14 protein-coding genes are annotated in these 20,899 nt (G+C 72.0%); 8 read left to right on the forward strand and 6 right to left on the reverse strand.

What is annotated here, in order from left to right; all coding sequences use genetic code 11:
- Position 1 precedes the first annotated feature (1 nt).
- On the reverse strand, positions 2–3,262 hold the full coding sequence (gene fdh, locus ACZ41I_RS13760; protein ID WP_363219244.1) for a formate dehydrogenase: 3,261 nt from the start codon (positions 3,260–3,262) through the stop codon (positions 2–4).
- A 268-nt stretch (positions 3,263–3,530) separates the two neighbouring features.
- On the opposite strand from fdh, the gene ACZ41I_RS13765 reads away from it, so the two are divergent.
- From ACZ41I_RS13765 to ACZ41I_RS13785, 5 genes are read left to right on the forward strand one after another with little or no spacing between them, the layout of a single operon-like run.
- Positions 3,531–4,157 carry a cytochrome c oxidase subunit II gene (locus ACZ41I_RS13765; RefSeq protein WP_468514134.1) on the forward strand — a complete coding sequence of 209 codons (627 nt, stop codon included), beginning with the start codon at positions 3,531–3,533 and terminating at the stop codon, positions 4,155–4,157.
- Positions 4,154–5,812 carry a cytochrome c oxidase subunit I gene (locus ACZ41I_RS13770; protein WP_468514135.1) on the forward strand — a complete coding sequence of 553 codons (1,659 nt, stop codon included), beginning with the start codon at positions 4,154–4,156 and terminating at the stop codon, positions 5,810–5,812. Before ACZ41I_RS13765 ends, ACZ41I_RS13770 begins: the two co-directional genes overlap by 4 nt.
- The gene (locus ACZ41I_RS13775; RefSeq protein ID WP_468514136.1) at positions 5,809–6,168 is read left to right on the forward strand and encodes a hypothetical protein; all 360 of its coding nucleotides are present in this window, start codon (positions 5,809–5,811) and stop codon (positions 6,166–6,168) included. Before ACZ41I_RS13770 ends, ACZ41I_RS13775 begins: the two co-directional genes overlap by 4 nt.
- A gap of 6 nt (positions 6,169–6,174) precedes the next feature.
- Positions 6,175–6,696 (forward strand): hypothetical protein, encoded by a 522-nt coding sequence (locus ACZ41I_RS13780; protein WP_468514137.1) that lies wholly within the window; start codon positions 6,175–6,177, stop codon positions 6,694–6,696.
- Positions 6,686–7,369, forward strand: a complete 684-nt coding sequence (locus tag ACZ41I_RS13785; protein ID WP_468514138.1) for a haloacid dehalogenase type II — start codon at positions 6,686–6,688, stop codon at positions 7,367–7,369. The genes ACZ41I_RS13780 and ACZ41I_RS13785 overlap by 11 nt, the downstream gene beginning before the upstream one ends.
- 1 nt (position 7,370) lies before the next feature.
- Here ACZ41I_RS13785 and nrfD read toward each other — a convergent pair whose 3' ends face one another.
- The 3 genes from nrfD to qcrB are packed head-to-tail and all read right to left on the reverse strand — an operon-like array spanning position 7,371 to position 11,051.
- Complete coding sequence (gene nrfD, locus ACZ41I_RS13790; RefSeq protein ID WP_468323989.1) at positions 7,371–8,384, reverse strand: NrfD/PsrC family molybdoenzyme membrane anchor subunit; 1,014 nt, start codon at positions 8,382–8,384, stop codon at positions 7,371–7,373.
- Positions 8,381–9,397 (reverse strand): 4Fe-4S dicluster domain-containing protein, encoded by a 1,017-nt coding sequence (locus ACZ41I_RS13795; RefSeq protein WP_468514139.1) that lies wholly within the window; start codon positions 9,395–9,397, stop codon positions 8,381–8,383. The genes nrfD and ACZ41I_RS13795 overlap by 4 nt, the downstream gene beginning before the upstream one ends.
- Before the next feature lie 19 nt (positions 9,398–9,416).
- Entirely contained in the window at positions 9,417–11,051 is a 1,635-nt protein-coding gene (qcrB, locus tag ACZ41I_RS13800; RefSeq protein WP_468514405.1) for a cytochrome bc1 complex cytochrome b subunit, read from the reverse strand.
- A gap of 200 nt (positions 11,052–11,251) precedes the next feature.
- Here qcrB and ACZ41I_RS13805 point away from each other — a divergent pair, with 200 nt between their 5' ends.
- The 3 genes from ACZ41I_RS13805 (at position 11,252) to ACZ41I_RS13815 (ending at position 19,940) form a co-directional block, all read left to right on the forward strand.
- Positions 11,252–12,973: a thiamine pyrophosphate-binding protein gene (locus ACZ41I_RS13805; protein ID WP_468514140.1), complete on the forward strand. Its 1,722-nt coding sequence runs from the start codon at positions 11,252–11,254 to the stop codon at positions 12,971–12,973.
- 225 nt (positions 12,974–13,198) lie between these two features.
- Complete coding sequence (locus ACZ41I_RS13810) at positions 13,199–17,461, forward strand: HAMP domain-containing protein (protein WP_468514141.1); 4,263 nt, start codon at positions 13,199–13,201, stop codon at positions 17,459–17,461.
- A 130-nt stretch (positions 17,462–17,591) separates the two neighbouring features.
- Positions 17,592–19,940, forward strand: coding sequence for a SpoIIE family protein phosphatase (locus ACZ41I_RS13815; protein ID WP_468514406.1), 2,349 nt, complete (start codon positions 17,592–17,594; stop codon positions 19,938–19,940).
- Here the strand turns inward: ACZ41I_RS13815 and ACZ41I_RS13820 are convergent.
- Both ACZ41I_RS13820 and ACZ41I_RS13825 read right to left on the reverse strand, forming a co-directional pair.
- Entirely contained in the window at positions 19,927–20,394 is a 468-nt protein-coding gene (locus ACZ41I_RS13820) for an ATP-binding protein (protein ID WP_399767415.1), read from the reverse strand. The genes ACZ41I_RS13815 and ACZ41I_RS13820 overlap by 14 nt on opposite strands.
- 283 nt (positions 20,395–20,677) lie before the next feature.
- Positions 20,678–20,851 (reverse strand): CsbD family protein, encoded by a 174-nt coding sequence (locus ACZ41I_RS13825; protein WP_191873756.1) that lies wholly within the window; start codon positions 20,849–20,851, stop codon positions 20,678–20,680.
- Positions 20,852–20,899 lie beyond the last annotated feature (48 nt).

Genomic DNA, 20,899 nt, shown 5'->3' on the forward strand with positions numbered 1-20,899 from the left:
CTCAGGGCTCCGTGCCCGTGTGCTCGTCGATGCCCGCCCGGATCCGGTAGGCCCGCACCAGTTCCACGGACGCCGGGCCCCGTGGCCGGCGGCCCGGGCGGATGTCCACGGCGAACGCCTTCGACTCCTGGATGTGCGTGTTCGGGTCCAGGGAGAGATGCAGCAGTTCGTTGGCCGCGTCGCCGGTGCTGTAGCCGTTGGGACCCCAGTGGTAGGGCAGGCCCACCTGGTGCAGCCGCCGCCCCTGCACGGTCAGCGGCGCCATCCGGTCGGTCACCAGCACCCGCGCCTCGATCACCCCGCGCGCGCTGACGATCGTCGCCCACCCGGTGTGCTCCAGACCCCGTTCGGCCGCGAGCTCGGGGGAGACCTCGCAGAAGAACTCCGGCTGCAGCTCGGCCAGGTACGGCTGCCAGCGGGACATGCCGCCCGCCGTGTGGTGCTCGGTCAGCCGGTAGGTGGTGGCCACGTACGGGAACACCTCCGCGCCGGGCTCGTCACCGCTCGGCTGGTAGCGGTTGTCGCGCACCGTGGGCATCAACTGCCGTACCGGGTTGCGCTGTTGGTCGTGGAGCAGGTTCGGGAACGGCGAGTCCTGCGGTTCGTAGTGGGTCGGCAGCGGACCGTCGGTGAGCCCGGACGGCACGTACAGCCAGGCCTTGCCGTCGGCCTGCATGATGAACGGGTCCGTACCGGACAGCGCCTCCGGGCCGGTCGCGTCCTCGGGCGGCCGGTGATCGGGCGACTTGTCCTTCTTGAAGTCGGGCACGTCGTGCCCGGACCACTCGCCCTTCTCCGGGTCCCACCACACCAGCGCCTTCCGCTCGCTCCACGGCCTGCCGTCGGGATCGGCGGAGGCGCGGTTGTACAGGATGCGCCGATTGGCGGGCCAGGCCCACGCCCACTCGGCCGCCACCCAGTCCTGCTCCCGTCCGGGCTTGCGGCGGGCCGCCTGGTTGACGCCGTCGGCGTAGACACCGCAGTAGATCCAGCAGCCGCAGGTCGTCGAGCCGTCGGGCTTCAGCTGCTCGTACGACGAGAGCGGGTTGCCGTCGGCGTCATGGCCGTTGATCTCGGCGAGGACGGCCTCCGCGTCCGGCTCGGCGTGCCGCCCCCGCGTCGGATAGCCCCAGGCCAGATCGAGCACCGGGCGGTCCATCTCGTCGGTGGACCCGGCCAGCTTCTCCCGGATGATCCGCCCCAGGTGGTACGTGAACCACAGGTCGCTGCGCGCCTCGCCGGGCGGTTCGACGGCCTGGTGGTGCCACTGCAGCAGCCGCTGGGTGTTGGTGAAGCTGCCGTCCTTCTCGGTGTGCGCGGCGGCCGGCAGGAAGAACACCTCGGTGCGGATGTCCTCCGTACGCAGCTCCCCGGTCTCGGTCTCCGGGCCGTCCTTCCACCAGGTCGCCGACTCGATCAGCGAGAAGTCGCGGACCACCAGCCAGTCCAGGTTCGCCATGCCGAGCCGCATCAGCTTGGAGTTGGCGTTGCCCACCGCGGGGTTCTCACCGAACAGGAAGTAGCCCTTGCAGGTGCCCTCCCGCTGGGCCATGGCCGTCTCGTACGCGGAGTGGGAGCCGGTGAGCCGGGGCAGGTAGTCGAAGCAGAAGTCGTTCTCGTCGGTGGCCGCCTCGCCCCAGTACGCCTTGAGCAGACTCACCAGGTACGAGCGCATGTTGCCCCAGTAGCCCTTGTGAGCCGCCTCGGCCTGCACAAAGGCGTCCAGGTCCTGGTTCTGGTGGGCGTGCGGCATCGGGATGTAGCCCGGCAGCAGGTTGAACAGCGTCGGGATGTCCGTGGAGCCCTGGATCGAGGCGTGTCCGCGCAGCGCGAGGATGCCGCCGCCCGGCCGGCCGATGTTGCCGAGCAGGGTCTGCAGCACGCAGGCGGCCCGGATGTACTGCACTCCGACCGTGTGCTGCGTCCAGCCGACCGCGTACGCGAACGCCGTGGTCCGCTCGCGCCCGGAGTTCTCCGTGACCAGCTCGCACACCTGCCGGAACAGATCCTGCGGCACCCCGCAGACCTGCTCGACCATCTCCGGTGTGTAGCGGGCGTAGTGCCGCTTGAGCACCTGGAAGACACAGCGCGGATGGGTGAGCGTCTCGTCCCGCTCGGGCTCGCCCTCGCCGATCACCGCGCCGCCGGAACCGTGCGCCTCGCCGCGCGCCGCCTCGGTCACCGAACTGCCGCCGCCGGTGCGCTCCTCGTACTCCTGGTCGCGCTCGCCGGAGGCCGCCTGGATCTCGGTGCCCTCGTACTGCCAGCTGCTGTTGTCGTAGGAGCGGCTGTCGGCGTCGAGACCGGAGAAGACACCCGCCAGGTCCTCGGTGTCGCGGAAGTCCTCCCGCAGGATCACCGGGGCGTTGCTGTACGCCACGACGTAGTCGCGGAAGTACTTCTCGTGCGTGAGGACGTAGTGGATGATCCCGCCGAGGAAGGCGATGTCGCTGCCCGCACGCAGCGGGACGTGCAGGTCCGCGAGCGCGCTGGTGCGGGTGAAGCGCGGATCGACATGGATCACCTTCGCGCCCCGCGCCTTGGCCTCCATCACCCACTGGAACCCGACCGGATGGCACTCGGCCATGTTCGAGCCCTCGATGACGATGCAGTCCGCGTTCTGCAGGTCCTGCTGGAAGGTGGTCGCGCCGCCGCGTCCGAACGACGTTCCCAGACTGGGAACGGTGGAGGAGTGTCAAACACGCGCCTGGTTCTCGATCTGGATCGCTCCCAGCGCGGTGAACAACTTCTTGATCAGGTAGTTCTCTTCGTTGTCGAGCGTGGCCCCGCCGAGGCTGGCGATGCCGAGCGTGCGCCGGGTGCGGGTCTCGTCGACCTCCCACTCCCAGCCGGCCCTGCGCGCCTCGATCACCCGGTCGGCGATCATGTCCATCGCCGTGTCGAGGTCCAGGCGCTCCCACTCGGTGCCGTGCGGACGCCGGTAGAGGACCTGGTGCTCGCGTGCGTCGCCGGTCGTCAGCTGCAGGCTCGCCGCGCCCTTGGGGCACAGCCGGCCGCGCGAGATGGGGGAGTCCGGATCGCCCTCGATCTGGGTGACCTGCTCGTCCTGGACGTAGACGTTCTGGCCGCAGCCCACCGCACAGTACGGGCAGACGGACTTCACCACGCGGTCGGCCGTGGCCACCCGGGGCTGCAGACGCTCACTGCGCCCGCTCTTCGCGGCAGCGCCCCGGCCCAGCGGGTCGGTGCCCGTCAGCTGGCGGTAGACCGGCCAGGAGTCGATCCAGGTGCGTACGCCCACGACCACTCCTTCCGCCCGGTCCCCTGATTTTCCCGCATGCGCGCGGCCACGGCATCTCGCGCCCTGGTGAGCCGCGGAGTACCCCGGCCGGGCGGGGCCAAACGGCACCGGCAGGTGTGAGTCCCCCCAGCCGGGAAACCCCGGCGCTGGTGTGTCGGCGCACGGACCGTACCCGATGATCGTAATGTCCGGTTGGTTGCGGCCCTGAGTGAGGTGACGGGAGTGATCGCATGAGCGTCAGGGTCATCGAGGCGTGGGCGGCGGCGCGGTGAGGCAACGTCATGTCTTCGGGACCGTCTTCACGCTGGAGTGGATCGTCGCCGGCGGCGTGTTCCTGGTGATCCTCGGCGTGCTCGTCCGGGCGCTGGTGAGACGGCGCACCGAAGCCTCCGACCGGCCCGAGCGCCCCCGGCTGGAGGCCTTCTACGTCGGAGCCCTCGTCGCCTTCGCCGTCTTCCTGGTGGCCTGGACCGCCTGGCAGAACCACGAGGAACAGCACACGGCCGACCCCGGGCCCCTGCGCGTGGACATCACCGGCTTCCAGTGGTGCTGGACCTTCGGCTATCCGCAGTCCCCGGCCCACCGCCGCGTCTCCGGCACCTGCAAGGGCAAGGACATCCCGACGCTCGTCGTACCGACCGGGCGCACCGTGCAGTTCCGCGTCACCGCGCGGGACGTCATCCACTCCTTCTGGGTGCCGGACCTGCGCTACAAGATGGACGCCTTCCCGCACCACGAGAACACCTTCACCCTCACCCTGGACCGGGAGGGCCGCTGGCGCGGCAGGTGCGCGGAGTTCTGCGGGCAGCGGCACTACGCCATGGACTTCTGGATCAAGGCGGTCCCGCCCCGGGACTACGACCGCTGGGTGCACGGCGGGACCGGTGCCGTATGACGGTCGCGCCGCCCGCCGCCGGTCAGCGCGACGACGCCGGCCGTCCCGTCCCGCCGGGCAGCTGGCTCGGCTGGGTCACCACCACCGACCACAAGCGCATCGGCCTGCTGACCGTCGGCACATCCCTGGTCCTCCTGCTGGTCTACGGCGTGTTCGCCCTGCTCATGCGCAGTCAGCTCGCCCAGCCCGACGAGAATCTCCTCACCCCGCAGACCTACGACCAGCTGTTCACCGTCCACGGCTCCGGGATGATCTACCTGGTCATGACGCCGTTCGCCCTCGGCATGGGCGTCTACCTGGTGCCCCTGCAGATCGGCGCCCCCGCCATCGCGCTGCCCCGCCTCACCCTCCTCGGCCACTGGCTCTACGTCCTCGGCGCGCTCACCATGCTCGCCGGCTTCGCCACACCCACCGGGGCGCACGCCGACGGCTGGTTCTCCTACCCGCCGATGGCCGACAGCGAGCACTCGCCGGGCGCCGGCACGGATCTGTGGATCGCGGGCGTCCTCCTCGCCGTCACCGGCACCATCCTCATGGGCTGGGCGGTGCTGTGGACCGTCCTGCGCCGCCGCACCCGCGGGATGACCATGCTGCGGCTGCCCGTGTTCTGCTGGGCGATGATCGCCACCTGTCTGATGGTGATCGGCGCCTTCCCGGCCCTGCTCGCCGCGCTCATCCTGCTCGCCGTGGGCCGCGCCGACGCCTCCGTCTTCGCGTCCAACGTGTGGAACATCGGCTACCAGCACCTCTTCTGGTTCTACGGCCACCCGGTCGTGTACGTGATGTTCTTCCCCTATCTCGCCGCCGTCGCCGAGGTGCTGGCCGTGTTCTCCGGCCGCCGCTTCTTCGGCTACAAGGGCACCGCGCTGTCGCTGCTGGTGTTCGCCGCGCTGTCGATGAGCGTGTGGGGCCACCACATGTTCGCCACCGGCCAGGCCGCCAACGACTACTACTCCCTGACCTCCATCGCCCTGCTCGTCCCCGCGGGCGTGGAGTACTTCGGCATGCTCGGCACGATCCTCGGCGGCCGGCTCCGGCTGCGCACGCCCATGCTGTTCGCGCTGGCGTTCATCCCGCAGTTCCTGATCGGCGGCCTCACCGGGATCATGGTCGGCACCCCGGTGATCGACTACCACGTCACCGACAGCTACTTCGTCGTGGCCCACCTGCACTACGTGCTGTTCGCGGGCAGCGCCTTCGGTCTCTTCGCGGCCGTCTACTTCTGGTTCCCGAAGGTCACCGGCACGCTCCTCGACGAGGGCCTGGGCCGGCTGCACTTCTGGCTGCTGGTGATCGGCACCAACCTGGCCTTCCTGCCGATGTTCGCCCTCGGCTACCTCGGCATGCCACGCCGGGTCGCCACCTACGCCGTCTTCGACGGCTTCGGACTGCTCAATCTGCTGGCGAGCATCGGCGCCGCCTTCCTCGCGGCCGGCATGACCGTGTTCGCCGTCAATGTGCTCCGGACACTGCGCAGGCGTTCACTCGGGCGGGCCGAGCCGGCCGGTGACGACCCGTGGGAGGCGCACACCCTGGAGTGGACCACCACCTCACCCCCGCCGCGCCTCAACTTCCCCGCCGACCGCCCGCTCGTGCCCGTCAGCAGTTTCGCCCCGCTGCTCGACCTGAGGCGGCGGGAGAGGAGCGGCACATGAAACGGCACCTGTCCGCCGTGCTGGTCGCCGGCTGGGGCCTGCTGAACGGCGTCCTCCTCGCCGTGCTCGCGGTCTACGGCGAGAGCGCGCTGGTCTTCTGGCTGTGGGGCGGAGTCGTCCTCGTCCTCGAACTGGCGGCACTGCTCGTGCTGTTGTCCTCGCGCAGGGCGCCCGACCAGCACGTCCGCTACCACGTCCCGGACCGGGGCGGGGGCGCGGTCCCGCCCGCCGCGTTCGGCCTGCTGCTCGCGGCGCTCTGCTTCGTCTACGGCCGTTGGCTGCTGGTCGTCGCCGTACCTCTGCTGGCCGTGTCGGCGGCCATGGCGGTGCGGGGCACGACGGCCCGGGAGAGGTGACGCGGGATGGACCATATGGCGCACATGTCCGTCGTCCCGATGGCCGCCTCCGCGCTGCTGGCCGCCGCCGTGGTCCCGGGCGTGGTCCATGTCCTGCGGCGCTCCCCGCTGTGGGAGCGGATCAGCGTGCCCGCGCCCGTGGCCCTGCCCCTGCTGGTGCTGGTCCACGCGTGGGCCGTACTCGGCGCGTTCGCCGGCCTGCGTGCTCCCGGTGGCGCCTTCGTCACCGAACCGGTCCTCCTGGCGGCCGCCGTGCTGTTCTGGCTCCCGGTCGCCGCCCGCACCCGGCACCGCCTGGACGACCCCGGCCGCTGTCTGTATCTGTTCCTCGCCACACCCCTGCTGGACCTGCCCGCCGTGGGTGTCGTCGCCACGGGCCACTCGGCGGCCGGCCTCGCCATGATCGTCGGCATGCTGCCCCTCGGTGTCGCGGCGGCGGCCCTCACCTGGTCCTGGGTGAACCGGGAGGAGCGCGAGGCACAGAGCCCGGCCCTGCCCGCGCACGGAGGTGACCGATATGCCCGCTGACCTGCGCCCCCGCGTCCTGCTGTTCGACGTCAACGAAACACTCACCGACATGGCCCCGCTCGCCGCCCGTCTGGAGCACGTCGGTCTGCCCGGCCATCTCCTCGCCACCTGGTTCGCCGGAGTGCTGCGCGACGGCGTGGCCCTCACCCTCGCCGGCGGCCACGCGTCCTTCGCCGCCGTCGCCGGGGACGGACTGCGGGCGCTGGTGGCCGGAGAAGAGGGCGCCACCGACCCGGAACAGGCCGCGGCCCACGTCCTCGCCGGACTGCGGGAGCTGCCCCTGCACCCGGACGTGCCCCAAGGGGTACGTGCCCTTCACACGGCCGGCTTCCGACTCGCCACCCTGACGAACGGCTCGGCCGACACCACCCGCGCGGTGCTGGACAGGGCCGGACTGACCGAGTGCTTCACCACCCACCTGGACGTGGCGGGCCCGGGCCGCTGGAAGCCCGCGCGCGAGGCCTACGCCTACGCCCTGGACGCCGTGGGAGTGACCGCCGGTGAGGCCCTGTTGGTCTCGGTGCATCCGTGGGACATCGACGGCGCCGCCCGCGCGGGCCTGACCACCGCCTGGCTGCGCCGGACATCGCACCCCTACCCCTCGGTGGCGCACCCCGCCGGCCTGACCGCCACCTCGCTGCCCGACCTGGCGGCCCGGCTCGGGGCCGAGTAGGTCAGTGGCCGCGTGCGGCGAGCCGTTCGCGCTGTGGTACGACCGTGTACTTGGGGTCCTCGGCGGAGGCCACCCCGGCGTGGAAGACGCCGAAGCGCAGGGCCGCCGAGCCGGTGAGCAGGGCGGCTCCGGCCGCCAGGGCGGGGCGCCGGTCCCGTCCGCCGAACAGGGCGAGGGCCGCGCCGCCCGCCGTCAGCAGCTCCGCCGCGCGCAGCAACCGGTGCGGCCCGCCCCGCTCGAAGGGCTCGGCGGCCAGTCCCATGCGCCGCTTCATCGTCCGGAAGGCCCCGAGCTCCAGCGCGGCCCCGAGGACGGCCATCCGGCGCGCGGGCCCCGCCTGAGCGGTCGGAGCCGCCGCCAGGGCCAGACCGGACGCGGCCGTGGCGGCGGAACCCGCGAACACGAACGGCAGTTCGCGGTAGCCCTCGTGCCAGGAGGGCACCGCCGTGTCCGAGAGCAGGACTGCGGTGTACGTCGCCACCGCCGGGCCGAGGACGGCGCCGGCCGCCGTCGCCGCCGAGCCCAGCAGCCGGCAGCGGCCCGTCACCTCGGTGGCCGCCGCGGTCAGCGTCAGCGGCGCGTACCCCGCCAGCAGCCAGGAACCCACGCTCATGGGGGAGGTCGGCTTGAGGACCCGCAGCATGTTCAGGAAGCGTGCCGGGCGGCCCAGGTCGTGCACCAGCGCGGCCAGCGAGAGCGAGATGGCCCCGGCCGCCCCGAGCTTCGCCGGTGCCGCGAGCCCCGGCCGGCCGGTGACCTGGCCCCCGGCCGCGAGCAGCGACGACGCCCCGGCCAGGCCGCCCAGGTAGAGATAGCCCGCGATGTCCAGGGGCTTCCATGTCGGCTTGTTGAGCACGGGCTTGCCGTAGTACGACGAGAAGGCGGCGTCCGGCACCATCGGCTGCTCGCCCCGCCCGCGCCGACGCCGGCGGCGACCCGCGTGCGCGCCCGTCGTCGCCTCCCGGCCGGGCCGCGCGCCCTGTACGCCGTTCCGCGTGACGTCCGACTCGCTCATCGCGGCCTCCGTACGAAACTGCCGACGGCGAGTGCGGCCAGGGAGGCGGCGGCCAGGGCCGCGTGCCGCCACATGTCGGGCAGGTCCCGGGTGGTGACCACCGGGTCCGGGGGCAGGCCGTAGACCTCCGGCTCGTCCAGCAGCAGGAAGAACGCCCCGTCGCCGCCGACCCCGTCCTCGGGGCTCTCGCCGTACAGCCGGGCGTCGGTCACGCCGGCCGCGTGCAGCTGCGCCACCCGGGCCCGGGCCCGCTCGCGCAGCTCCTCCAGCGGGCCGAACTGGATGGAGTCCGTGGGGCAGGACTTGGCACAGGCGGGCTCCATGCCGACGCCGAGCCGGTCGTAGCACAGCGTGCACTTCCACACCCGGCCGTCGTCCTCGCGCTGGTCGATGACGCCGTACGGGCAGGCGGGCACGCAGTAGCCGCAGCCGTTGCAGATGTCCTCCTGCACGACGACCGTGCCGAACTCGGTGCGGAACAGCGCCCCGGTCGGGCACACGTCCAGGCACGCCGCATGCGTGCAGTGCTTGCACACGTCCGAGGCCATCAGCCAGCGCAGCTCGGTGCGGCCGTCGGGGGAGACGGGAGAGATCTGCCCGGCGGGCGCGCCCCCGGGGGCCCGGCCGGGCGGGGGAGTGGTGGCGCCGGGACCGGGAGAGGCGTCATCGGTGCCGAGGCGCGCGGCGGCGGCGAACACGTCGACGTCCTCGTGCGCGACCCCGGGCTCCTGTCCGCCGAACGGCTTGCGCTGCTCGATGAAGGCCACGTGCCGCCATGTGTCGGCACCCAGCCCCTGGGTGTTGTCGTAGGACATGCCGGTCAGTTCGAGGCCGTCCTCCGGGATGGCGTTCCACTCCTTGCAGGCCACCTCGCACGCCTTGCAGCCGATGCACACGGAGGTGTCGGTGAAGAAGCCCATCCGCGGCGGGGCGCCCGGCCAGCCGGAGTCACCGGCCACGTCCGGCTGCGGGCCGTACAGCAGGTTTCCGCGGACCTCGTCGCCCTCGCTCATCCCCGTACCTCCTCGCCCATCACTCCTCGCCCTCCCCGGGTACCTCGCCCGGCGCCGCCCGCACGACCTCCACCCGGTGTTTCTGCCAGGCGGTGGCCGGCATCTCCACGCTCTTGGCGAAGTACCAGCGGCTGAGGGCGTTGCGCAGCCGGTGTTTGCGGAACCAGCGCCAGGCCTCCGTGCCCTCGGCGCGCGGCCGGGGCGTGTCGCGCACGAGGATGCGATAGGCCTCCTCGCGGGACAGCAGGGTGTGCGCCTCCTCGTAGCCGCCACCCGCCGTGCGCCGCACCTCCGCCGTCGTCTCGCCGTCCAGCAGCCGCCGCCGGTCCGCCGCCTGCAGGCCCAGACAGGCGCGTTTGGTGGCGTGGTACGTCAGGAACGGCACCACGAACAGCGCCGTACGGAAGGCACGTGTCAGCAACTCCACCGGCAGGCCGAACTTGTAGGCCAGCACGTCCTGTCCGCCCGCCATCAGCAGCACCCCGTACGCCGAGACGGCCGCCGCGCCCAGCGCGGTACGCGTCGGCTGGTTGCGCGGCCGGTCGCACAGGTGCTGCTCGGGCTGCGGGCCGGTGAGCCAGCGCTCGAAGAACGGATAGCCGTACAGGATCAGGAACAGCACCGCGGGCAGCATCACGCCCGGCAGGAGGACGTCCCAGACGATCGTGTGTCCGGCGATGTTCGTCTCCGCCGCCGGCATCAGCCGCAGCGCGCCCTCCAGGTAGCCGACGTACCAGTCGGGCTGCGCGTCCAGCGACACATGGTCCGCGCGGTACGGCCCGAAGGCCCAGACCGGATTGATCTGGAACAGAGCCGACATCAGGGTGAGGATGCCCGCCAGGACGAAGAACAGGCCTGCGGACTTGGCGGAGTACTGCGGGACCAGTGGCTTGCCGATCACGTTCCGGTTGGTGCGGCCGGGCTGCGCCCACTGGGTGTGCTTGTGGACCACGATGTACGTCAGATGCATCCCGACGAGGGCCAGCAGCAGGCCGGGCACCAGCAGGATGTGGATCACGTACAGCCGGGAGATGATCTCGTGCCCCGGGAACTGGCCGCCGAAAATGAAGAACGACAGATATGTGCCCACGACAGGGATCGACAGCACGATGCCCTGGGAGGTGCGCAGACCGGTGCCGGACAGCAGGTCGTCGGGGAGCGAGTAGCCGCAGAAGCCCTCCAGCAGGGACAGCAGGAACAGGGTCACCCCGACCGTCCAGTTGACCTCCCGAGGCCGCCGGAACGCGCCGGTGAAGAAGATCCGCAGCAGGTGCACCCCGATCGCCGCCACGAACACCAGCGCCGCCCAGTGGTGCACCTGCCGGACCAGCAGGCCCCCGCGCACGTCGAAGCTGATGTGCAGCACCGACGCATACGCCTCGGAGGTCATCGTGCCGCGCAGCGGCAGATACGAGCCGGTGTACGGCCGTTCCGTCATGTCCGGGTGGAAGAAGAACGTCAGCCAGACGCCCGTCAGCACCAGCACCAGCAGGCTGTACAGCGCCAGCTCGCCCAGCAGGAAGGACCAGTGGTCCGGGAAGGCCTTGCGGAGGAACTCCTTGCCGGCCGAGGCGACCGGCAGCCGCTTGTCCAGCGCCGACACCAGGCGCTCACCGCGTCCCTCGTTCCGGACCGACCGCCGCTCCTCGGACACCGCCACCGCGCCCGCCTTCCGCCCGTGCCGGGCCCCTCACTCTCGGTTGCTCTGTCCCGAGCCTGGCACGGGTGCCCTTGCTCCGCTCGCTCGAAACGGCACGGTCGGACGGGGTACCCGGTGCCGTTGTCCGTTTGCCCGGACCGGCGCGCGGCTACCCGGCGCCCGGACAGGTGTCCCGGTGTGAGGAGGCCGGCGTGGTGAACGTGGCCGATATGCTCGCCGTCCGGCTGCGGGCCTGGGGCGCGGAGCGGGTCTACGGCGTGCCGGGAGTGGAGGTCGATCCGCTGGTCGGCGCCCTCGGCGGCGGGCCGGCGGCGCCGTGGTTCGTGCAGACGCGTGGCGAGGAGTCCGCCGCCCTCATGGCGTGCGCCGACGCCAAGCTCACCGGCCGCCTCGGCTGCTGCCTCGCCCCGCCCGGCGCGGGCGCGCTGCGGCTGCTGGGCGGGCTGTGGGACGCGGCGGCGGACCGGGCTCCGGTGCTCGCCGTCGTGGGGGACACGGCGAGCGCCCGTCGTCCTGGCGGACGGATCGTGCGCCATCTGGCGGAGGTCTGTGTCTTCTGCGAGGAGGTCTCCGCGCCGGAGCTGATGGGTGACGCCCTGAACCGGGCCGTGCGGGCCGCGCTCACCGACCGGGGCGTCGCGGGCCTCGTCGTACCCCGCCATGTCCTCGCGGCGCCGGCGCCCGACGGGCCGGACGGCGCGGTACCCGTCGACTTCCGCCCGCCGGTGCACACCCCCGGCGAGGGGGACGTCCGGCGCGCGGCCGAAGTTCTGGACGGCGCCGGGAAACCGGCCGTGGTCGTGGGCAACGCGGGGCGCGCCGCGTCCGGGCCGGCGGTGGGCGTGGCGGCGCTGCTCGGCGCGGGTGTCGCCACGACGGCCCTGGCCCGTGACGCCCTGCCCGACGACCTGCCGTACCTCACGGGCGTGGCGGGCACCCTCGGCAGCGAGGCCGCCGCCGCGCTGCTGCGGGAGTGCGACACCCTGCTGCTTGTCGGCGCGGAGGACCTGGACCCCGCGCTGGTGCCCGGCCCCGACCGGTGCCGGATCGTCACGGTCGATCCCGAACCGGCCGACTGCCCCCTGGACCGAGCACGTGCGGCGGTGCGGGTCAACGGCGACGCCACCGCGGCCCTCGAAGCGCTCATCCCGCTGCTGCACCGCGCCGCCGACCGTACCTGGCGCACGCGGGTCGAGGACGCGGTGCGGGCCTGGCGGGCCGAGGGACACACCAAGGCCGGCCGCTACTTCGGTACGTCCGTCAACCCGCGTGCCGTGGTCGCCGAGCTGTCCGAGCGGCTGCCCGACCGGGCCGTCGTCGTCACCGACTCGGGGACCTCGCTGGACTGGTGGATCCGCCACCTCCGGCTCCGGGGCGGGATGCGCGCGCTGCTGTCCGGCCGGCTGGCCATGCCGGGCGCGGCCGTGCCCTACGCCGTCGCCGCCCGCTTCGCCGCCCCCGACCGCCCGGTCGTCGCCCTCGTCGGCGACGGCGCCTTCCAGAGCGGCGGCCTGAACGAACTCATCACGGTCCGCCGCCATTCGGACCGGCTGGCCGGTCTTCCCCCGCTGGTGTTCTGCGTGCTGAACAACGGCGACCTGAACCGGCTGACCTGGCAACGCCGCGCCGCGGCCGGCGATCCGCTGATCCCGCTGTCCGCCGAGGTCCCCGCCATGCCGTACGCCGAGTGGGCGCGGCTGGCGGGTCTGCCGGCGGTCCGCTGCGACCGGCCCCGGCACGTCGCCTCGGTCTGGGCCGACGTGCTCGCCCAGCCGGGGCCCACGGTGCTGGAGTTCGTGGTGGACGGGGAGACCCCGCCCGACTGGGCGTCCGGCGGGGCCCGGACGCGCATCGCGGGGACGGGGGAGAAGCGCCGCCCGACCGCCTTGGACAAACCCTTTCGGATACCCGGCTGATCCGGCCTCATTCCCGTCTCCCCGGGTGATTTTCATGATCGTCGAAGGTTGGCCGAATGCTTTGTCCGAGCCGGTGCAGTCGGGTTAACCTGCGGCGTACTTTCTCATCGTGCACGTCCGTGAACTGCGGAAATGCACATGCCAGCCGCCGGGTCAGGCCGTGTGCCCGGCAGTGGTTCCGAGCCTTCCGCACGAGGGCTCCTGGGGAGTGGAACGAGGGTGTGCATGGCCGGCAGGGCTAGCGGGACGACGGACGTGGTCCCGGGTGATGAGGAACTGAGAAGACTGCTCGCGGGGCTGACCGCGGTGCGCGACGGAGACTTCGGCACCCGGTTGCCGGACGACTCCACCGGGCTCATGGGGGACATCGCCACCGTCTTCAACGGCATGGTCGACCAGTTGTCCGTGTTCACCTCCGAAGTCACCCGCGTGTCCCGCGAGGTGGGCACCGAGGGCACCCTCGGCGGGCAGGCACGGGTGCCCGGGGTCTCCGGCACCTGGGCCGACCTGACCGACTCCGTCAACGCGATGGCGGGCAATCTCACCACCCAGGTCCGTGACATCGCCCAGGTCGCCACGGCGGTGGCCAAGGGTGACCTGTCCCAGAAGATCGACGTCGACGCGCGTGGCGAGATCCTTCAGCTGAAGGAGACCGTCAACACGATGGTCGATCAGCTTTCGGCCTTTGCGGACGAGGTGACCCGGGTGGCCCGCGAGGCGGGCACCGAGGGCCGGCTCGGCGGACAGGCACAGGTTCCCGGCGTCGCCGGCGTCTGGCGCGACCTGACGGACTCGGTCAACTTCATGGCCGGGAATCTCACCGCCCAGGTGCGCAATGTCGCCCAGGTGACGACGGCCGTGGCGCAGGGTGACCTGTCCCAGAAGATCACGGTGGACGCGCGCGGCGAGATCCTGGAGCTGAAGAACACCATCAACACGATGGTGGACCAGCTCTCGGCGTTCGCGGACGAGGTGACCCGGGTGGCCCGCGAGGTCGGTACCGAGGGCCGGCTGGGCGGCCAGGCGGACGTCAAGGGCGTCAAGGGCACCTGGCGGGACCTGACGGACTCGGTGAACTTCATGGCCGGGAACCTGACGGCCCAGGTGCGCAACGTGGCCCAGGTGGCCACGGCCGTGGCGCAGGGTGACCTGTCCCAGAAGATCACGGTGGACGCGCGCGGCGAGATCCTGGAGCTGAAGAACACCATCAACACGATGGTGGACCAGCTCTCGGCGTTCGCGGACGAGGTGACCCGGGTGGCCCGCGAGGTCGGTACCGAGGGCCGGCTCGGCGGGCAGGCGCAGGTGCGCGGGGTCGCCGGCACCTGGAAGGACCTGACCGACAACGTCAACGTGATGGCCTCCAACCTCACCGGCCAGGTCCGTTCGATCGCCCAGGTCGCCACCGCCGTGGCCAAGGGCGACCTCTCGCAGAAGATCACCGTCGAGGCCAAGGGCGAGGTCGCCGCCCTCGCCGACGTCATCAACACCATGGTCGACACTCTGTCGGCGTTCGCGGACGAGGTGACCCGGGTGGCCCGCGAGGTGGGCACCGAGGGCCGGCTCGGCGGGCAGGCCCACGTGCCCAACGTGGCCGGTACCTGGAAGGACCTGACCGACAACGTCAACTCCATGGCCAACAACCTCACCGGCCAGGTGCGCAACATCGCGCTGGTGACGACGGCCGTGGCCAAGGGCGACCTGTCGAAGAAGATCGACGTCGACGCGCGCGGCGAGATCCTCGAACTGAAGACCACCATCAACACGATGGTCGACCAGCTCTCCGCCTTCGCGGACGAGGTGACCCGAGTGGCCCGCGAGGTGGGCACCGAGGGGCGGCTCGGCGGTCAGGCCGAGGTGGAGGGCGTCTCCGGCACCTGGAAGCGCCTCACGGAGAACGTCAACGAACTCGCCGGGAACCTCACCCGGCAGGTGCGTGCCATCGCCGACGTGGCCAGCGCCGTCGCCGAGGGCGACCTGACCCGGTCCATCACCGTCGACGCCTCCGGTGAGGTGGCCGACCTCAAGGACAACATCAACTCCATGGTGGAGTCGCTGCGCGAGACCACCCGGGCCAACCAGGAACAGGACTGGCTGAAAACGAACCTCGCCCGGATCTCCGGCCTCATGCAGGGTCACCGCGACCTGCCCGTCGTCGCCGAACTCATCATGGACGAGCTGGCGCCCCTGGTCCTGGCCCAGTACGGGGCCTTCTACCTCGCCGAGGACGGCCCGTCGGGACCCGGGCTGCGGCTCGTCGGCTCCTACGGCCGGCCCGAGGAGGACACCCGGCCCGCCGTCATCCCGTTCGGCCGCTCCCTGGTCGGCCAGGCCGCGCGCAGCCGCCGTACCATCGCGGTGGACGAGCTGCCGCCCGGCTACGTCACCATCTCGTCCGGACTCGGACGGATCGAGCCGACCGCGCTGTTGTTGCTGCCCATCGTGTTCGAGGAGCAACTCCTCGGCGTCATCGAGCTGGCGTCCGTCACCCGGTTCACCGCGGTCCAGCGGGACTTCCTGCAGCAGCTGGTGGACACCATCGGCGTCAACGTCAACACGATCGTCGCCAACGCCCGCACCGACGAACTCCTGGAGGAGTCGCAGCGGCTGACCAGTGAACTGCAATCGCGTTCGGCGGAGTTGCAGGTCAGGCAGGAGGAGCTCCAGCAGTCCAACGCCGAACTGGAGGAGAAGGCCTCGCTGCTGGCCGAGCAGAACCGGGACATCGAGGCGAAGAACCTGCAGATCGAGCAAGCTCGGCAGGAACTCGAGGCGCGGGCCCAGCAATTGTCGCTCGCCTCCAAGTACAAGTCCGAGTTCCTCGCCAACATGAGCCATGAGCTGCGCACCCCGCTCAACAGCCTGCTCATCCTCGCCCAGCTGCTCGCCCAGAACCCGTCGCGCAACCTCACCCCGAAGCAGGTGGAGTACGCGGGCATCATCCACTCGGCCGGCTCGGACCTGCTTCAGCTGATCAACGACATCCTTGACCTGTCCAAGGTCGAGGCCGGCAAGATGGACGTCACCCCCGAGCGGGTGTCGCTGAGGCAGCTGCTCGAGTACGTCGAGGCCACCTTCCGGCCCATGACCTCGCAGAAGAGCCTGGAGTTCACCGTCAGCACGGCCGCCGGCGCACCCGCCGACCTGCTCACCGACGACTCCCGGCTGCGGCAGATCCTGCGCAACCTGCTCTCCAACGCGGTGAAGTTCACCGAACAGGGCAGTGTCGAACTGCGCGTGGAGCCCGCTGCCGACGACGAGGTGCCCGAGGAGGTGATGCGCGGCGGCGCGGTCGTCGCGTTCCGCGTGAAGGACACCGGCATCGGGATTCCGGAACAGCAACTGGAGTCCGTCTTCGGCGCGTTCCAGCAGGCGGACGGCACCACGAGCCGCAAGTACGGCGGCACCGGGCTCGGCCTGTCCATCACCCGGGAGATCGCCCACCTGCTCGGCGGCGCCGTCGCCGTCGACAGCACACCGGGCAAGGGCAGCACCTTCACGCTCTTCCTGCCCGTCGCCCGGCCCGACTTCGACACGCTCCTGCGCAGTGGACGCACGGTGCCGAAGGCGGCCGAACCGGAGCGAACGGACGGAGCGACCGGGGGAGAGCCGACGGCAGCGGCGCCGCTCGGCAGCGGGAAGAGGCAGCGTGCGCGCCGGCTGCTGATCGTCGAGGAGCGGCCGCGCGGCCTGCTGACGCTCGTTGCCGAGAGCGTGGTCGGCGACCTCCGGCACAGCCGCGCCGACGGCGCCGGCGTGGCCGTCGACATCATCACCGCGGTCGGCGCCCAAGAGGCGGCCGGCGCCCTCGCTGCCGAGCCGTGCCACTGTGTCGTCGTGGACCTGGGGCTGCCGGACGGGGAGTCGGCCCGGTTCCTCGAGGCACTGCGCGCGGACTCGGCCCTCTCGGGCGTCCCCGTGCTGGTGCACAGCTCCCTGCGTGCCGAGCACCCGGCTGGGGAGCCGGGCGGCTCGCTGGAGTACCTGTCCAGCCTGGACGAGCTGCGGGAGCGGATCGCCTTGCACCTGTCGGCCGAGGAGCCCGGGGAGGTGCTCACCCTGGTCCGCACCGAGGAACCGCAGCACGCGGCGGCGGACTTCGCCGACGAGCACACCCGCGGCCGTACCGTCCTCGTCGTCGACGACGACGCGCGGAACCTGTTCGCGCTCAGCGGCATCCTCGAACTGCACGGCTTCCGCGTCCTGCACGCCGACAACGGTCGCAAGGGCATCGAGACGCTCGTGAACAACCCGGACGTCGAACTCGTGCTGATGGACGTGATGATGCCCGAGATGGACGGGTACACGGCAACGGCCGAGATCCGCAAGATGCCGCAGTACGCCGACCTGCCGATCATCGCCGTCACCGCCAAGGCGATGCAGGGTGACCGGGAGAAGAGCCTCGCCTCCGGCGCCAGCGACTACGTCACAAAGCCGGTGGACACCCATGACCTCATCGCCTGCGTCCGGCGTTGGCTCCCCGCATGACGGCGGCGACGGCACCGCTCACCCGCCCGTCCGCAGGCCGAGGAGTACCGAACCGGTGAACCGCCATGAACCGCCGGCCGGAGCGGACGCGCCGACCGGCGCGCCCGCTCAACTGCCGGCCGTGGACACCATGACGGCCGACGTTCCGGCGACGTCGCCGGTGGGCAGGCTCGCCGCCACCGTGGAGCGGCTGCGCCGCGAGGTGCGGTCCGCGCAGGCGGAGGCCGAGGGCCGGGCGCTGATCGAGCTGGCCAAGGGCATCCTGGTGGAGCGCCTGGGCTGTGGCCCCGCCCAGGCCGCCCGCCAGCTCGCCGAACTCGCCGAGCAGGCCCAGGTGACCCCGCTGGAGTTCGCGGTGGACGTCATCAACCAGGCGGCCCGGGACCGGGTCACGGAGGTCAGCGAGGCGTTCCTGTCCGTCGCCGCGGACCCCGCCGGGCCGGTCGAGGAGTCGGCCGCCGTACGGCTGCGTGCCGCCGAGAGCGGCGTCCTCGCCGCGCCCGACACCCAGGCGATGGCCGACTCGCTGCTCGACCACGCCCTGCGCCCGCTCGGCGCGGTCGCCGTCGCGATCTGGGCGGCCGGCTCCGACGGGTCGCTGACCCTGGCGGGCAGCGCCGGATTCCCTGCGGCCGAGGCAGCCCGCTGGCGCTACGTCCCACCCGACGTGGCCACGGTGGCCCGGCGCGGCCTGACCGAGCCGGACGGGCAGTGGCTGCCCTCGCTCACCGCCTCCGGGCTGCCCACGATCGGCCGACGGGACTACGCCGACGGCGCCCGGATCGCCGTACCCGCGGGTGCGGGCGGGCGGATCCACGGCGTCCTGGAGATCGCCTGGCCGGGACCCGAGGAGCCGTTGCCGCGCCCAGTGGTGCGGCAGGTGGAGGCGCTTGCCGAGCTCTGCGCGCACACCCTGGAGACCTTCGTACTGCCCTCCGCGGCCACGCAGGACCTCCGGGTGCTGCCCGACGTGGTGGAGCTGATGGACCTGGCGGACGGCCTGCACGACCCGGCGCTGGTCCTGGTGCCGCACCTCGACCACACCGGGCAGCTCGTCGACTTCCGCATCCAGCACGTCAACAGCCGCTTCCTCGACCCCGCGGGACGGCCGCGGGCCGTCGTCGGGGGCGCCCTGCTGCTGGAGGCCTATCCCATGGCCGCCGGCTCCAGCGAGCTGTTCCAGCGCGTGGAGCGGGTCTACGCCACCGGCGAGCCGTTCCGCGCCAGTCGTATGCGGCTCACCGCGCTGGTCGACCAGGTGCCGCTCTCCGCGGTTGCGGACATCAGCATCAGCCGGCACGGCTGCAGCGTGCTGCTCATCTGGCGCATCGAGGACGAGGCCGCGCGGCTGGCCAGCCTGCTGCAGCACGCCCAGCGGCTCGGGCGGATCGGCGGCTTCGAGGAGAACCAGCTGACCGGTGAGATCACCTGGAACGGCCAGCTGTTCAACCTGTACGGGCGCCCGACCACCAGCCCGCCGGTCCCCCTGGAGGACCTGCCCGCCCACGCCCACCCCGACGACGCCGTCACCATCGGCCGTTTCCTGCGCGCGCTGCTGCACCACCGCAGGCCGGCGTCGGCCGCGTTCCGGCTGCTGCGTCCGGACGGGGTGACCCGGCACATCCGCGTGGTCGCCGAACCGGTCCTCGACACCGGCGGTCAGCTGCTCGTCGTCCGGGGCGCCTACCAGGACATCTCGGCCCAGCACTGGACCGAGGTCGCCCTGGCCGCGACCCGCGACCAGCTCGCCCAGACCGAGCAGCAGGCCCACGAACGCAACAGGCTCACCCTCCAGCTCCAGCACGCCATCATGCCGCCCGCCCAGGCACCGCTGCGAGTGCCCGGCCTGCAGGTGGCGGTGCGCTACCGACCGGCCGAGACCGAGCAGCTGGTCGGCGGCGACTGGTACGACGCCGTCGTGCTGCCCTCCGGGCTGGTGCTGCTGTGCGTGGGGGACGTCGCCGGGCACGGCATCGAGGCGGCCACCAGCATGGTCGTGCTGCGCAACGCGCTGCGCGGGCTCGCCGTCACCGGAGCCGGTCCGGCCCAGCTGCTGGCCTGGCTGAACATCGTCGCCCACCATCTGACGGGTGCCGTCACCGCCACCGCCGTCTGCGGCCTGTACGACGGCGAGCGCCGGACCCTGCGCTGGGCGCGCGCGGGCCATCTCCCGCCGGTGCTGGTCCGTGAGGGGGACGCCACCGCGCTGCCCGCGCTCAAGGGACTGCTGCTGGGCGCCCTGCCGGAGGCGGTGTACGAGGAGACCGAGGAGCAACTGGCCGCCGGGGACACCCTGCTGATGTACACCGACGGGCTGATCGAGCGCCGGGACCGCTCGGTGGAGGAGTCGCTGTCCCATCTGCTGGACATGGCGCGCTCGGCGCCGACGACCCTGGACCAGCAGCTGGACCGGTTGCTCACCTACAGCAAGTCGGACACCGACGACGACACCTGCATCGTGGGCATCAGGGTCGGCTGACCGCGGGGCCGGTCTCCCCGTCGGTGAGCGGTACGGTGACGGTGACCCGCTTGCCGCGGGGGAGCCGGGTCACCTCCAGGTCGCGGGAGATCATGGCGACGAGGTGCAGTCCATGGCCGCCGACCCGGCCGGGATCGGGCGGGCGGCGCCGGGGTGGCTCGGCGGAGGTGTCCGTCACCGTGATCCGCAACGCCGCGGCGTCGGGCAGCAGTTCCAGGCACAGGGCGCACGGGCCGGGCGCGTGCTTGGCCGCGTTCGTGACCAGTTCGCTGACGACGAGCTGGGCATCCTGAACCGAGCGTCGCGCGAGTGCGGGCCGGGCCCGGGAGAGCAGGGAGGCGACGGCGTCTCTGGCGTCGCCGATGCTGGTCACGCCGGTGTCCCAGGTGCGGCTGTAGCGCAGGGGCGCGGAGCGCGCCTGCGTCGTCGCGAGGGTCCTGAGCGAGATGTCCATACGTCGTTGCCCTTTTCCTCCGGGATCAGGGTCCCTTCCTGCGCACACGGGGGGTCGTGCCGTCCTTGCCCGGTTACCCGCTGAGCCATCGGTCAAGGGCACGTTCGCGGGGAATCCTCCAGTTGCGCAGGCCCCCCTGGTGAGGGGCCGCGGCCGTGCGAGGCGCACGGGCACGGGCAGTGGAAACGGTCCCCCGTACACGGCGGAACGGGCCCGGGAGGCCAGCGTCCGCTGGGTTTCCCGGACCCGCTCGGAGTCGAACAGCCGCCTGAACCGGCATGCGTCAGTGCTTGAAGGTGTCCTTGGCCTTCTCCTTGGCCTGCCGCGCGTCTCCGCGGGCACCCTCCATGCGCCCTTCGGCCTCCAGGCGCTCGTTGCCGACCGCGCGGCCCACGGCCTCCTTGGCCTTGCCCTTGGCCTGCTCGACCTTGCCCTTCGCCTTCTGATTGCCAGCCATCGGTGTCACATCCCAACGTGTTCGCGGTGTCTGGACGACATTCGGCTT

This window comes from Streptomyces sp. NPDC030799 (assembly GCF_055572255.1).

Bases quoted from the DNA above. Each gene is read 5' to 3' on its own strand.
- ACZ41I_RS13770 (WP_468514135.1), top strand. From the start codon at position 4,154: ATGACGGTCGCGCCGCCCGCCGCCGGTCAGCGCGACGACGCCGGCCGT.
- ACZ41I_RS13775 (WP_468514136.1), top strand. From the start codon at position 5,809: ATGAAACGGCACCTGTCCGCCGTGCTGGTCGCCGGCTGGGGCCTGCTG.
- ACZ41I_RS13780 (WP_468514137.1), top strand. From the start codon at position 6,175: ATGGACCATATGGCGCACATGTCCGTCGTCCCGATGGCCGCCTCCGCG.
- ACZ41I_RS13785 (WP_468514138.1), top strand. From the start codon at position 6,686: ATGCCCGCTGACCTGCGCCCCCGCGTCCTGCTGTTCGACGTCAACGAA.
- nrfD (WP_468323989.1), bottom strand. From the start codon at position 8,384: ATGAGCGAGTCGGACGTCACGCGGAACGGCGTACAGGGCGCGCGGCCC.
- ACZ41I_RS13795 (WP_468514139.1), bottom strand. From the start codon at position 9,397: ATGAGCGAGGGCGACGAGGTCCGCGGAAACCTGCTGTACGGCCCGCAG.
- ACZ41I_RS13810 (WP_468514141.1), top strand. From the start codon at position 13,199: ATGGCCGGCAGGGCTAGCGGGACGACGGACGTGGTCCCGGGTGATGAG.
- ACZ41I_RS13815 (WP_468514406.1), top strand. From the start codon at position 17,592: ATGACGGCCGACGTTCCGGCGACGTCGCCGGTGGGCAGGCTCGCCGCC.
- ACZ41I_RS13820 (WP_399767415.1), bottom strand. From the start codon at position 20,394: ATGGACATCTCGCTCAGGACCCTCGCGACGACGCAGGCGCGCTCCGCG.
- ACZ41I_RS13825 (WP_191873756.1), bottom strand. From the start codon at position 20,851: ATGGCTGGCAATCAGAAGGCGAAGGGCAAGGTCGAGCAGGCCAAGGGC.